At 70.8% G+C, this 12,743-nt stretch carries 13 protein-coding genes; 7 read left to right on the top strand and 6 right to left on the bottom strand.

Going from position 1 to position 12,743, the window contains the following annotated elements; translation table 11 throughout:
- Nucleotides 1–22 precede the first annotated feature (22 nt).
- Entirely contained in the window at nt 23–910 is an 888-nt protein-coding gene (locus tag ACZ52C_RS25540) for a polysaccharide deacetylase family protein (RefSeq protein ID WP_469076928.1), read from the bottom strand.
- A gap of 147 nt (nt 911–1,057) precedes the next feature.
- On the opposite strand from ACZ52C_RS25540, the gene ACZ52C_RS25535 reads away from it, so the two are divergent.
- The 4 genes from ACZ52C_RS25535 to ACZ52C_RS25520 all read left to right on the top strand — a co-directional run bounded on the left by ACZ52C_RS25535 (nt 1,058) and on the right by ACZ52C_RS25520 (nt 3,763).
- Entirely contained in the window at nt 1,058–1,519 is a 462-nt protein-coding gene (locus tag ACZ52C_RS25535; protein WP_469076927.1) for a universal stress protein, read from the top strand.
- A 150-nt stretch (nt 1,520–1,669) separates the two neighbouring features.
- Nucleotides 1,670–2,215 carry a sigma-70 family RNA polymerase sigma factor gene (locus ACZ52C_RS25530; RefSeq protein WP_045561669.1) on the top strand — a complete coding sequence of 182 codons (546 nt, stop codon included), beginning with the start codon at nt 1,670–1,672 and terminating at the stop codon, nt 2,213–2,215.
- Between the two features lie 155 nt (nt 2,216–2,370).
- A complete protein-coding gene (locus tag ACZ52C_RS25525) occupies nt 2,371–2,886 on the top strand; it encodes a hypothetical protein (RefSeq protein ID WP_319245168.1) in 516 nt (171 codons plus the stop codon).
- A 205-nt stretch (nt 2,887–3,091) separates the two neighbouring features.
- Complete coding sequence (locus ACZ52C_RS25520) at nt 3,092–3,763, top strand: hypothetical protein (RefSeq protein WP_469076926.1); 672 nt, start codon at nt 3,092–3,094, stop codon at nt 3,761–3,763.
- A gap of 86 nt (nt 3,764–3,849) precedes the next feature.
- On the opposite strand, the gene ACZ52C_RS25515 is transcribed toward ACZ52C_RS25520, so the two are convergent.
- Entirely contained in the window at nt 3,850–4,719 is an 870-nt protein-coding gene (locus ACZ52C_RS25515; protein WP_469076925.1) for an Fpg/Nei family DNA glycosylase, read from the bottom strand.
- Between the two features lie 252 nt (nt 4,720–4,971).
- On the bottom strand, nt 4,972–7,059 hold the full coding sequence (locus ACZ52C_RS25510) for a SpoIIE family protein phosphatase (protein ID WP_469076924.1): 2,088 nt from the start codon (nt 7,057–7,059) through the stop codon (nt 4,972–4,974).
- An 88-nt stretch (nt 7,060–7,147) separates the two neighbouring features.
- Between ACZ52C_RS25510 and ACZ52C_RS25505 the strand changes: the two genes are divergently transcribed.
- Both ACZ52C_RS25505 and ACZ52C_RS25500 read left to right on the top strand, forming a co-directional pair.
- Complete coding sequence (locus tag ACZ52C_RS25505) at nt 7,148–8,572, top strand: lipase maturation factor family protein (RefSeq protein WP_469076923.1); 1,425 nt, start codon at nt 7,148–7,150, stop codon at nt 8,570–8,572.
- Between the two features lie 112 nt (nt 8,573–8,684).
- Nucleotides 8,685–9,359: a lytic polysaccharide monooxygenase auxiliary activity family 9 protein gene (locus tag ACZ52C_RS25500; RefSeq protein WP_469076922.1), complete on the top strand. Its 675-nt coding sequence runs from the start codon at nt 8,685–8,687 to the stop codon at nt 9,357–9,359.
- Nucleotides 9,360–9,519: 160 nt separating this feature from the next.
- On the opposite strand, the gene ACZ52C_RS25495 is transcribed toward ACZ52C_RS25500, so the two are convergent.
- Nucleotides 9,520–10,002 carry a GNAT family N-acetyltransferase gene (locus ACZ52C_RS25495; RefSeq protein ID WP_469076921.1) on the bottom strand — a complete coding sequence of 161 codons (483 nt, stop codon included), beginning with the start codon at nt 10,000–10,002 and terminating at the stop codon, nt 9,520–9,522.
- A gap of 49 nt (nt 10,003–10,051) precedes the next feature.
- Nucleotides 10,052–10,225 (bottom strand): hypothetical protein, encoded by a 174-nt coding sequence (locus ACZ52C_RS25490; protein ID WP_177261694.1) that lies wholly within the window; start codon nt 10,223–10,225, stop codon nt 10,052–10,054.
- A gap of 494 nt (nt 10,226–10,719) precedes the next feature.
- Between ACZ52C_RS25490 and ACZ52C_RS25485 the strand changes: the two genes are divergently transcribed.
- Nucleotides 10,720–11,217, top strand: coding sequence for a hypothetical protein (locus ACZ52C_RS25485; protein WP_469076920.1), 498 nt, complete (start codon nt 10,720–10,722; stop codon nt 11,215–11,217).
- On the opposite strand, the gene ACZ52C_RS25480 is transcribed toward ACZ52C_RS25485, so the two are convergent.
- Nucleotides 11,196–12,689 carry an SDR family NAD(P)-dependent oxidoreductase gene (locus tag ACZ52C_RS25480; RefSeq protein ID WP_469076919.1) on the bottom strand — a complete coding sequence of 498 codons (1,494 nt, stop codon included), beginning with the start codon at nt 12,687–12,689 and terminating at the stop codon, nt 11,196–11,198. The genes ACZ52C_RS25485 and ACZ52C_RS25480 overlap by 22 nt on opposite strands.
- Nucleotides 12,690–12,743 lie beyond the last annotated feature (54 nt).

The following is a 12,743-nucleotide window of genomic DNA, read 5'->3' as shown; positions in this document are numbered from 1 at the left end:
GGCGGGCGAAAGCCCCCGTACGTCATCGGTCTGTCTCTACGTACTGGCGCTGCGGCACGGTGATGCGGTAGCCGTCCTCCAGCAGTCCGGGCAGATAGTCACGCAGGGCCGCCACGCTCTGCGAACGGTCGCCGCCCGCGTCGTGGGAGAGCACGACGACGCCGGGAGCCGCGCCGTCCTCCACACGCTCGGCGATGGTGTGCGCGCCCGGTCTCCGCCAGTCCAGGGTGTCCACGGTCCAGCCGAGCGGCTCCATGCCCAGCTCGGCACCGAAGCGGAACGCGGCCCGGTTCCAGGCGCCGTAGGGGGCGCGGAACCACAGCGGCGGTTCCCCGGCCGCCTTCTCGATGATCTCGCTGGTGCGGGCCATCTCCGAGTGGACCCTGGAGCGGGAGAGGGTGGTGAGCAGCGGATGGGTCCAGGTGTGGTTGCCGACGACATGGCCGTCGTCGGCCATCTCGCGCAGCAGGTCCTGGTGCTGGACCGCCATCTCCCCGCAGACGAAGAACATCGCCCGTACGTCGTGGTCGCGCAGGATCCGCAGGATGTCCGGGGTGTAGCGGGGATCGGGACCGTCGTCGAAGGTCAGCACCATGCTCCGGCCGCGCCCGTCGACCCGCAGGAAGGGCTCGTGCCGGACGCCGGCCCGGACGAGGGTGCGGCGGGGGGTGCGCGGGCCGTACCCGGCGATGGGTTCCAGACGGTACGCGGAGGGCTCGATCGCGGGGCGGCCCACCGGCCCGGCGGCCGGGGCGGGGGCGCCGGCCGTTGCCCGTCCGGCTCCCCCGTCGCCGACGAGCAGGGCGGCGGTGCCCGCCGTGCCCGCGGCGCCGAGCAGGGCGGCCGCGCCGGTCAGCAGGTGGCGACGTGTGAACAGGCGGCTTCCCGTGAGCATCTGATCCTTCGTCATGACTCATCAGTCGACCAAGGCGAGGACGGCGCACCACCACGACACCGGTGCGGCGGCATGAAATCACACGATGGGAGGAGTCTCCCGCGCCCCTGATGACCGCCCCGGCGCACGCCGGAGGCCGGATGCTCGGATAGCCTCGCCACCGTGACCGATCAGCAAGCGCACCGGTTCGAACGCGGCACCGACGGGCCCAAGGTCGTCCTCGTCGGACTGGACGGTTCCGACACCTCGCTGCGTGCCGTGGCCTACGCCGCCGGTCTCGCCCGCCGTCAGCACGCGCTGCTCGCCATCGTGTACGTGCAGCCGCCGCTCGCGACGAGCGCGGCGCTCGGGATGCCGGTGGCGGGGACGACCGAGGAGATCGCCGAGCAGCTGGTGGCGGAGATCCGGGAGGCCGCCGAGCAGGTGAAGGGGGTCTTCGAGGTGCGCTGGGAGTTCCACACCCTCCGCGGCGACCCGTACAGCGGTCTGGTGACGGCGGCGGACCGGCTCAAGGCGGACGCGGTCGTGGTCGGCGCCTCCCAGCAGGCCGGCCACCGCATCGTCGGCTCGGTCGCCCTGCGCCTGGTGAAGGCGGGCCGCTGGCCGGTGACGGTGGTGCCGTAGGCCCTCGGAGAACGGCCGGGGCCGCGCGGGCGGACCGCCCGCGGGGCGCGCCGACCGTTCGTCGCACCGTTCGTCGACAGGTTCGACCGCCCGCCGCACATCCGTGACCGCCCTCTGTCCCCGCGCGGCGCCCCGCGTTCCCATACGGCCATGACGGCCGGAACCACGATCACCAGAGGGACGACCGCCGAACACGAGCTGGCCGAGCTCCAGCGCGAACACGGCCGCCCCCTCTTCGCCCTGCTGCTGCGGCTCTCCGACGGGGACCGCCATCGCGCCGAGGACCTGGTGCAGGAGACCTTCGTGCGCGCCTGGCAGCATCCCGAGGCGCTGCGCGCCGACGACTTCGACTCCGTACGCCCCTGGTTGCTCACCGTCGGACGGCGACTGGCCATCGACGCGCGGCGGGCCCGTCAGGCCCGCCCGGCGGAGGTGGGGGACGCGGTGCTGGAGAACGCCCGAGTGATGTCCGATCACGCCGAACGGTCGGTCGCGACCCTCGATGTACGGGAAGCTGTGAAGACACTCACTCCCGAGCACCGGGAAGTACTGGTGCAGGTGTACTTCCAGGGGGCGAGTGTGGCGGAAGCAGCCGAAGCCCTCGGGATCCCGCCCGGTACGGTGAAGTCCCGCGCGTACTACGCACTGCGCGCCCTACGCCGGGTGCTTCCGGGATACGCGGCCGACCTGCGGTGAAACCCATGGCCGAGTCAAACCTCCGTAAAGCGCCTTGCTGAGGACCCCCGTTGAGCAATCAGCTGTCTTCTATCCGTGTTCCGGATGGGGGCCGGGGCCTGGTCTCCAGGCCCGGGGTCGGGCGACGCGCACGCACCGGAGGAAGGCAGGAAGGGATGCTGCACAGAGGTCAAGAGAGCACGGACGGCGCCGGCGGCGGCGAACTGGCCGTCCCGATGGCGTGGTTCTATGCCGAGTACATCGCGGAGGAGCTGCTGCGGACGGGCGACCTGATGCCGCCGACGTCCTTCGAGTTCCGTGCGGGGCGGGACGCCCTGGCGCTGACCATCTTCCTCTCGGACGCGGGCGGTGAGCTGTCCGGCATCCGGGTCGTCACCCAGCTGGAGACCTGGCTCTCGCTGACGGCGTACGACCAGCCGTGGCAGGACTGGGTGTGCGAGCGCATGGCGGACTTCACCGCCGAGGCGCTGGAGTCGGGCGGCCCGTCCCCGGATCTGGAACTGGCGGCCGCCGCGTGGCGCTGGCTGGAGGAGACGGAGCTGCTCGCGCCGGACCTGGACGCGGTGCCGGGCGGCGGCGCGGTGCTGGGCGAGGACGACGGGCCAAAGGTCTGGACACCGGCATGGCGGCTCGGTCTGCCGCTGGGGCACCTGGCGATCCACCTCTTCTAGCCGGGGCACCCCGTCTCCGGGTGGTGGCCCTCCACCTGTCCCGGCCTTGGTGAACCAACTTTTTCGGTCCGGGACCAATCCGCCCGGCGGAGGGCTCCGAATCTTTTGGTTGGCATTGTCGTGAGGCTTGAGTGATTCGCCGGTCTGGTCCGTACCGGTGGGGGCAGGAAGCAACCCCCACCGCACACCGGCCCGAGGAATCGCCATGTGGTCCCAGGATCGTCATCACGACGTCGGCGCGTACGCGCTGGGCGTGCTGGACGAGGTGGATTCGTTCCACTTCGAGGACCATGTCCGCGGCTGCCCGCAGTGCGCGGTACAGGTCACCGAGTTCCGTCCGGCTGCCCGCCAGCTGATGCTCTACCGCAGCGCGACACCACGCGCCGTGCACCCGTTCGCGGCGCCCGGCCCGCGGATGCTGGGACGGCTGCTCGACGAGGTGGCCGCCCGCCACCGGGCGAAGCGCAGGCGCTGGCTGTTCGCCCTCGCGGCCTCCGTGGTCATCGCCGTCGGCGGTCCCGCCGTGGCCGTTGTCGCAGGTCAGAGCGAGGCTCCGAAGACCGCCGTCACCACGGTCGCCGCCACCGACGCCAAGTCGGGCGTGTGGGCCGAGGTCAAGGCCGAGGAGCGGCTCTGGGGCAGCGACATCGAGCTGAAGGTCAAGGAGGCCGCCGGTGCCCACGCCTGCCGGCTCGTCGTGATCGGCAAGGACGGCTCCGAGGAGACGGCCGCCAACTGGAAGTCCCCCGAGGGCGCCGACAAGGCATCCGAGATGGTGGGGGGCACCGCCATGCAGCTCGAGGACATCGACCACTTCGAGGTACGCAGCCAGGACGGCGAGCTCCTGGTGACCATCGAGGCCCCGGCCGCGCGCTGAGCCGGTGCGAGGATTGGTCCGTACCTTCAATGGTTGCGGATCATGACCGGCCGTCGGATCCGGGCTGTTCGATCACTCGACCGGGGCTACTTGAGCAACCGTGACAGCCGTCGGTCGGCGAGGGGTTTGCCGCCCGTCTGACAGGTCGGGCAGTACTGCAGCGAGGAGTCGCTGAAGGCAACCTCCCGGACGGTGTCGCCGCACACCGGGCAGGGCTCGCCGGTACGGCCGTGGACCCGGAGCCCACTCTTCTTCTCCGCCTTCAGCCTCCCGGCCGCCAGCCCCCGGGAGCGCTCGACGGCCTCGGTGAGCGTGGTGCGCAGCGCCTCGTGGAGGTGGCGGACCTCCTCCGGTTTCAGCGACGAGGCCAGTTTGAACGGCGACATCCGCGCGGCGTGCAGGATCTCGTCGCTGTACGCGTTCCCGATCCCCGCGATCAGGCTCTGGTCCCGCAGCGCCCCCTTGATCTGCCGCCGCTCCCCGGCGAGCAGCCCGGCGAAGCGGGACACGTCGAAGTCGTCGGCGAGGGGGTCCGGGCCGAGCCGGGCGATGCCGGGCACCTCCGCCGGGTCCCGGACGAGGTGGACCGCGAGCCGCTTCTGCGTCCCGGCCTCGGTGAGGTCGAAGCCCTCGCCGGTCTCCAGAGCCACCCGTAGCGCGAGCGGGCTCCTGCCGCCGGGCTTCGGCGGACCGTCCGGCAACCGGTCCTTCCACTGGAGCCATCCGGCCCGCGCCAGATGCGTCACCAGGTGCAGCTCTCCCCCGTCCCCCGCGAGGTCGAGGAACTTCCCGTGCCGCCGTACGCCGGTGATCTCCCGCCCCTCGAAGGCGCTCAGGGGCGGGTCGTACGTCTTCAGCACGCTGACGGCCACGGGGAGCACGCGGACGACCTCATGGCCGACGAGTCTGTCGACCAGGAAGTCCCGGAGCGCCTCGACTTCGGGCAATTCAGGCATACAACCAGAGTGCCATGGGCTCCGCCGGGGGCGGGGGCGGGGGCGGGGGCGGGGGCGTTGTCGGCCGGCGGCCCGGTGGGGCTTCTCGCGCAGTTCCCCGCGCCCCTAAAAGCCCAGGCCCTGCGGGCCTGAAAGACCACGGCCCTGCGGGCCTGAAAAGCACGGGGCGCAGCCCCTGCTTTTCAGGGGCGCGGGGAACTGCGCGAGAAGCCCCACCGGAGCCGCACCCGCCGACGCACCCGAACCCCCGAGCTATGACGCGCCCGGCAACATGAACTCGCACCACACACACTTCCCCCCACCCCGCGCCTCCACCCCCCACACATCCGTCAGCCGGTCCACCAACAGCAACCCCCTCCCCGACACCCCCGCCTCCCCCGCCTCCCGCCGCCGCGGCAACGCGCTCGACGAATCCTCGACCTCCACCCGCAACCGCCGGTCGGACCCCGCGAGCGCCCGCAACGTCACGATCGCCGCCCCCTCCGTGTGCATCAGCGCATTGGTGATCAGCTCGTCCGCGACCAGCTCGATCTCGTCGGCCCGGTCCCGCGCGCCCCAGGTGCGGACCGCCGCGCCGATCATGTGCCGGGCCTCGGTGAGCGCCTCCGGATCGCCGGGGGCGACATGCTGCTGGAGCCGCCCACCGGGCTGCTCCGCACTGCGGCTGCGGCGTCGCAGCAGCAGGAGGGCCACGTCGTCGTCGCCGCCCCTCTCCTCCGCCACGTCGATGAGCCGGTCGGCGAGCTCGTCGACGTCGTCGGGGCCGGTGGCGATCAGCGCCTTCAGTGTCCGCAGGCCGTCGTCGAGGTCGGCGCCGGGCTGTTCGATGAGGCCGTCGGTGCACAGCAGCAACGTCTGCCCGGGGAACATCTCGACGGTGGTGACGGGGTACTCCAGGCCGCCGAACTCGGCGGACAGCCCGAGCGGCAGGCCCCCCTCCACACCGACCCGGTGGCAGGAGCCGTCGGTGTGCCGCACCAGCGGGTCGATGTGCCCGGCCCGGACGACCTGGACCACTCCGGTGGACAGGTCGGCCTCCGCGTACAGACAGGTCGCGAAGCGGTCGGTGTCGAGTTCGTGGAGGAAGGCGGAGGCGCGGGCCATGACGGTGGCCGGGGTGTGGCCCTCGGTGGCGTAGGCCTTCAGGACGATGCGGAGCTGGCCCATGACGGCCGCCGCGTGCGTGTCGTGGCCCTGGACGTCGCCGATGACCGCGCCGACGCGCCCGCCCGGCAGGGGGATCAGGTCGTACCAGTCGCCGCCGATGTCCCGGCCGAGCGAGCCGCCGAAGGACGCGGCGCGGTAGCGGACGGCGATGTCGGCGCCCGGGACGCTGGGGATGGACCGGGGCAGCATGGCTTGCTGGAGCCCCTCGGCGAGGTCCTTCTCCCCCTCGTAGAACATGGCCCGCTGGAGGCTCTGGGCGATGCTGCTGCCGAGCGCGATCAGGACGTCGCGCTCCTCGGAGCTGAAGCCGCGCCGGTCGTTGTAGAGCAGACCCATCGCCCCGATGGGGCGGGCCTGCACGATCAGCGGCAGATACGCGGCCGAGGTGATCTTGAGGTCGGTGATGTGCGGCCAGAGCAGCGGATAGGACTCGGCGAACTCCTCCGGCGACTCGATGAAGTGCGGGGCGAGGTGCCGTACGACCTCGTTCATCGGGTACTTCATGTCGAGGCGGGTGATCCGGGTGCCGGGCACATAGCTGTCCTCGGGGCCGGCGGCGACCATCCGGACCCGTCCGGCCTCCACCAGGCCCATGACCAGGCTGGTCGCGCCGAGGTGGGTGAGTCCGTCGGTGTCCTCCAGGACGTCGATCACGTCCTGCACGGTCCGGGCGTGGGCCAGGGCGGCCGTGATCACCTGGACGACGTTGGCCTGCTTGCGGCGGACCTCGTCGAGCGCGGCCTGCTCGGTGCGGGAGCCGATCTCGTTCAGTTCGCGGGTGGCGTCACGGACGATGCCGATGACCCGGTACGGGCGGCCCGTGGCGTCGCGGCGGATGTAGCCCTGGGTGTGGGTCCAGCGCAGGGTGCCGTCGCGCAGCCGGATGCGGAAGTAGGCGCCGTAGTTCTCGCTGCCGTCCTTGAGGGCCTGCGAGACCATGGCGTCGAGTCTGTAGCCCTCCATCGGGGGCACCCGCATGGAGAGGGTCTCGGGGTTGCCGTCGTACTCGTCCGGGCGCACGTCGAAGATCTCGTGGGCCTTGGCGTCCATGTGGAACGCACCGGCGTCGAGGTCCCAGTCGAAGGTGCCCATGAGATTGAGCGCCAGGACGGGGTCCGGGTGGGAGAGCCAGTCGTCCGGGACGTCCGAGTCGCTCGCTCCCCGATCAACCATGGGGCCACTTTGACAGCATTTGCCCGATTATTCGAGTGGAGGGATCGGCATCGGACCGGACGGCGTTCCGCTCACTATCGTCGGTACCGTGGACTGGTTCACCGCACCCGACCTCTGGCTGAGCCGACTGCTCCTCCAGCGGTCCCTGGCCGTGATCTATGCGGTCGCCTTTCTGGGGGCGGCCCTGCAGTTCCGCGCGCTGATCGGCGAGCGGGGCATGCTGCCGGTGCCCCGTTTCGTCGCACGGGTGCCGTTCCGGCACGCGCCCAGCGTGTTCCACCGCCACTACTCGGACCGTTTCTTCGCGGCGTGGGCGTGGACGGGCTGCGCGGTGTCGTTGTCGCTGGTCGCCGGGCTGGACTCCCTGCTTCCCCTCTGGGCCGGCATGCTGCTGTGGCTCGCGCCGTGGGCGATGTACCTGTCGATCGTGAACGTCGGCCAGACCTGGTACTCCTTCGGCTGGGAGTCACTGCTCCTGGAGGTCGGCTTCCTGGCTGTCTTCCTCGGCAACGACGAGGTGGCTCCGCCGGTCGTCGTGCTGTTCCTGCTGCGCTGGGTGCTCTTCCGGGTCGAGTTCGGGGCCGGGCTGATCAAGATGCGCGGCGACGAGTGCTGGCGGAAGCTCACCTGCCTCGACCACCACCACGAGACCCAGCCGATGCCCGGCCCGCTGAGCTGGTTCTTCCACCACCTCCCGAAGCCGTTCCACCGCGTCGAGGTGGCCGCCAACCACGTCACCCAGCTCGTGGTCCCGTTCCTGCTCTTCGCCCCGCAGCCGGTCGCGACGGCCGCCGCCGCGCTGATGATCGCGACGCAGCTGTGGCTGGTGCTCTCCGGCAACTTCTCCTGGCTGAACTGGATCACCATCGTGCTGGCCCTGTCCGCCGTGGACTTCGACACGACCGCACCGGACACCCCCGGCACACCCCTCTGGTACGCGGTCGTCGTGCTCGCCGTCGCCGCGCTGGTCCTCTGGCTCAGCTACCACCCCGTCCGCAACATGATCTCCCGCCGCCAGGTCATGAACCGCTCCTTCGACCCGCTGCACCTGGTCAACACCTACGGGGCCTTCGGCAGCGTCAGCCGGGTGCGGTACGAGGTGGTCGTCGAGGGCACGGCGGACGACGTGCCGCGCGAGGACTCCGAGTGGCGGGAGTACGAGTTCCGGGGCAAGCCGGGGGACCCGAGGCACTGGCCGCGCCAGTTCGCCCCCTACCATCTGCGGCTCGACTGGCTGATGTGGTTCGCCGCGCTCTCCCCCGCGTACGCCGGATCCTGGTTCGGCGCCCTGGTGGAGCGCCTCCTGGAGAACGACCGCGACACGCTCCGACTGCTGCGCCGCTCCCCCTTCCCCGCCGACGCCCCGCCCCGCTTCGTCCGCGCCCGCCTCTTCCGCTACCGCTACACGACCTGGCGCGAGCTACGGGAGACCGGGGCGTGCTGGGAGCGGAGTTACGTACGGGATTTCCTGCCGCCGACGCGGCTGGCCGCGTCGTCCGCGCGGAAACCCTGATGCCGGCACGCCTCTGTAATCAACTCCGTCCGTTTCGTTGACATCCAACCCAGGACCTCTACCGTTGGGAGCGCTCCCATGACAGCCTCGCAACCGGAAGGAGCTCCCCCACATGCGCAAACAGACTCCGTCGACCGGGCGTTCGCGATCCTCCCTCCACCGGCCCCTCCAGGCGCTCGTCATGCTGTTCGCCGTGCTTGTCGGCGCACTGACCTGGTCGGCCCCCGCTCAGGCTCACGGCACCATCGTCGGCCCCGCTTCCCGCGCGTACCAGTGCTGGAAGACATGGGGCAACAACCACATGGACCCGGCCATGCAGACTCAGGACCCCATGTGCTGGCAGGCCTTCCAGGCCAACCCCGACACCATGTGGAACTGGATGAGCGCGCTCCGCGACGGCCTCGGCGGCCAGTTCCAGGCACGGACCCCCGACGGGACGCTCTGCAGCAACAACCTCTCCAGGAACGCCAGCCTGGACAAGCCCGGGCAGTGGAAGACCACCACCGTCGGCAACAACTTCTCGGTCCACCTGTACGACCAGGCGTCCCACGGTGCCGACTATCTCAGGGTCTACGTGAGCAAGCAGGGCTTCAACCCCAAGACCCAGACCCTGGGCTGGGGCAACCTCGACTTCATCACGCAGACCGGCCGCTTCGCCCCGGCACAGAACATCACGTTCCCCGTCCAGACCTCCGGCTACAGCGGACACCACATCGTTTTCGTGATCTGGCAGGCCTCGCACCTCGACCAGGCCTACATGTGGTGCAGCGACGTGAACTTCGGCTGAGCCGGGGAGCGCCGCACACGGTACCGACCTCGGCCGGGCGCCGGTAACCCGCCGCCCGGCCGACCGAGTTCCGTCGGGGCGGGGACCCCTGTGGTCACCCCGCCCCGACGGGGCTTCCCGCGCTCCTGGCGCTGAAAACCTCGTCACGGGACCGGTCGCGTCACAGCGCCTTGTACATGATGTGCAGCCCGACCAGCCCGTCCTTCGGGTGCTCGAAGGCGTCGGGGACCGTGCCGATCACGGTGAAGCCGAGCGAAATCCACAGCCGTACGGCGGGGTTGGTCTCGACGACGGCGTTGAACACCATGCCCCGGAAGCCCTGGGCACCCGCTTCGGCGAGGACGTGCACGGCGAGGGCGCGGCCGATGCCACGGCCGCCGTGGTCGGGGTCGACCATGAAGCCCGCGTTGGCGACGCGGGCGGCGGGACCACCGTAGTTGGGGGTGAGATAGGCGGAGCCGACCACCGTTGCGGTCTCGTCCTCGACGACGTACACGCGTTTGGCGGGGGCCATCCACAGGGCGCGGGCGGCTTCCTCGGAGGTGTCCGGGTCCCAGGTGTAGGTCTCGCCCGCGGCGACGACGCGGTGCCAGAACGGCCAGATGCCGGCCCAGTCGTCGGCGGTGGCTTCTCTGATCTGCATGGGCGTGAGTCTGGCACGCCCATGCAGACGGCGATCGCGATGCTCCCGCTCAGTCCACGCTGGGCAGGATGTGGGGCTCGGCGAGGTCGTCCTCGTAGCCCGCCAGCCGGATCGGGGCGGACCTGGCCCACACGTCCAGGCTGCCCAGTTCCTTCTTCGACCGGCCGCCGCCCTCGGTGTGTTCCTCGGGACGTGGCTCGCGATTCGTCTTCTCTGGTGTCACCGCGCACTCCTTATGTGTCGGGTCACCCTCGGGACGTCGGCCCAGCCTGCCGCTGTGCGCCTGACGTCCGCTCGGGTCTGAGTCGATGTCAGTTCGGACGCGGTGGCGCCGGATTTCTGGGTGTGAGAGCAGGCCGTGGTGACCGGCTTGTCCCGGGACGGACCGTGGGTGTGGGTGGGACCCATATAAGGCTGTCCGTCCGGTACAGAGTAACCAAATGAGCGGGCACCCGCTCGATGGGGCTGAAAAGAAGAGGTAACTGTCTTGAGTCATTCAGCGCCCAGCAAGCCCTACCCTAGGGCAATTTGACCCATTTGTTCGGTTCTCATCACCCGTTCGGCTCAGTACTCGCACCCCGCACCGATCCGACGACCCATCGGATCGCCGCGCTCGGTACGTAGTTCAGGTCCTGTTGGCCGAAACGCAAGCCGACCATGATCTGCTCATGTGTCGCAACGGCATTTCTCGCGGGCGGACTCGGGAGGGACCGGCGGATGGAACTGCGCAGTGTCGAGGAGCTGATGGATCTGCTGCACGCCCGCCGGGGCGGCGGCACGGCACCGGAGCACCGCCGGGGCACCGCGGTCGATCCGCACGAACACGCGCTGCGGACCGCCGCGCTGTTGCGCCGGAGCCGGCCCGCCGACAAGGAGCTACAGGTGGCGGGCCTGGTGCACGCCGTCGGACGGCTGCTCCGTCCGGGTGACGACACCGGCCACGCCGACCTGGCCGCCGACACGGTGCGACCCCTGCTCGGCGAGCGGGTCGCCCGGCTCGTACGCCTGCACGCCCTCGGCACGGACGACCTCGTACGGCTGCACGCGGGTGGCTGGGCCGACGCCACGCTCGTCGAGGACGTGCTCGCCCTGCGGCACGCCGACGAGGCGGGCTGGACCCCCGGTATGGACGCCGGGGTCCTGGAGGACTGGCGGACGGTACTGGAGTTGGTGTCGGACCGGGCGAGGGCGACTCACCACTTGCCGGGCGCGTAGTCCTTCAGGAAGACGCCGTACAAATCCTCGCCCTGCTCACCGCGGACGACGGGGTCGTAGACGCGGGCCGCGCCGTCGACGAGGTCGAGCGGGGCGTGGAAGCCCTCGTCGGCGAGGCGCAGCTTGTCGAAGTGGGGGCGCTCGTCGGTGATCCAGCCGGTGTCGACGGAGGTCATCAGGATGCCGTCGCTCTGGAACATCTCCTGCGCGCTGGTCCGCGTGACCATGTTCATCGCGGCCTTGGCGGCGTTGGTGTTCGGGTGCCCGGCGCCCTTGTAACCACGGCCGAAGACGCCTTCCATCGCCGAGACGTTGACGACGTACGCGCGTGAGCTGCTCGCCTTCCGGGCGGCGTCGGCCATGACCGGGCGGAGCTTGCTGATCAGGATGAAGGGCGCCGTGTAGTTGCACAGCTGGGTCTCCAGCAGTTCCACCGGGGAGATCTGCTCGATGGTCTGGACCCAGGTGTTGCTGTCGACCACGTCGGGCACGAGGCCGCCCGCGTCGATGGCGGTGCCGTCGAGGTGCCGGGCGACGCTGGCGTTGCCCGCGACCAGGGCGAGGTCGGCGACCTGCTGCGCGTCGAGGCCGCTGGTGCCGACGGGCAGCGCGGCGAGACCGTCGACGGCGCCGGAGTTGAAGGCGCCGATCACCTGGTGCGCGGGGAGTTCACCGGCGGGCAGCGGGGCGCTCTCGCCGTCCACCAGGGCGGCGTAGGCGGAGGGCAGGCGGCGGACCGTCTGGGTCGCGTTGTTGATGAGGATGTCGAGGGGACCTGCCTCGGCGATCCGGTCGGCGAGGGCGACGGCCTGCGCCGGGTCGCGCAGGTCGATCCCGACGACCTCCAGGCGGTGCAGCCAGTCCGCCGAGTCGTCCATGGCCTTGAAGCGGCGGATGGCGTCCTTGGGGAACCGCGTGGTGATCGTGGTGTGCGCGCCGTCGCGCAGCAGCCGCAGCGCGATGTACATGCCGATCTTGGCGCGGCCGCCGGTGAGGAGGGCGCGCTTGCCGGTGAGGTCGGCGCGGGCGTCGCGCTTGGCGCGGTTCACGCCGGCGCAGTCGGGACAGAGCTGGTGGTAGAAGTAGTCGACCTCGACGTACCGAGCCTTGCAGGTGTAGCAGGAGCGCGGGCGCTGGAGTATCCCCGCGATCTTGCCGGCCTCGGTCACGGACGACGGCAGGATGCCCTCGGTCTCGTCGTCGATGCGCTGGGCGGAGCCGGTGGCCGTGGACTCGGTGACGGCCTTGTCGTGTGCGGTCTTGGCGGCGCGGCGTTCCTGGCGGCGGCGCTGCTTGACCGTGCGGTAGACGCCGGCGGTCGCCCGGCGTACCGCGATCGCGTCCGGGTGGTCGACCTCCAGCTTGTCCAGTTCCTCCAGCACGCTGAGGCACACGGCGAGCCGGTCCGGGTCGATGCCGGGGCCGTACACGACCTCGTCCGTGGTCGCGGGGCCGTCCTCTGTCACCGTCATCGCGCTGCCGTTTCCCTGATCACCCGCGGCGCGCCGTCCGCGTCCGCCACCGAA

Source organism: Streptomyces sp. NPDC034049 (assembly GCF_055575575.1).
This window is presented reverse-complemented; position numbering and strand designations above follow the sequence as displayed.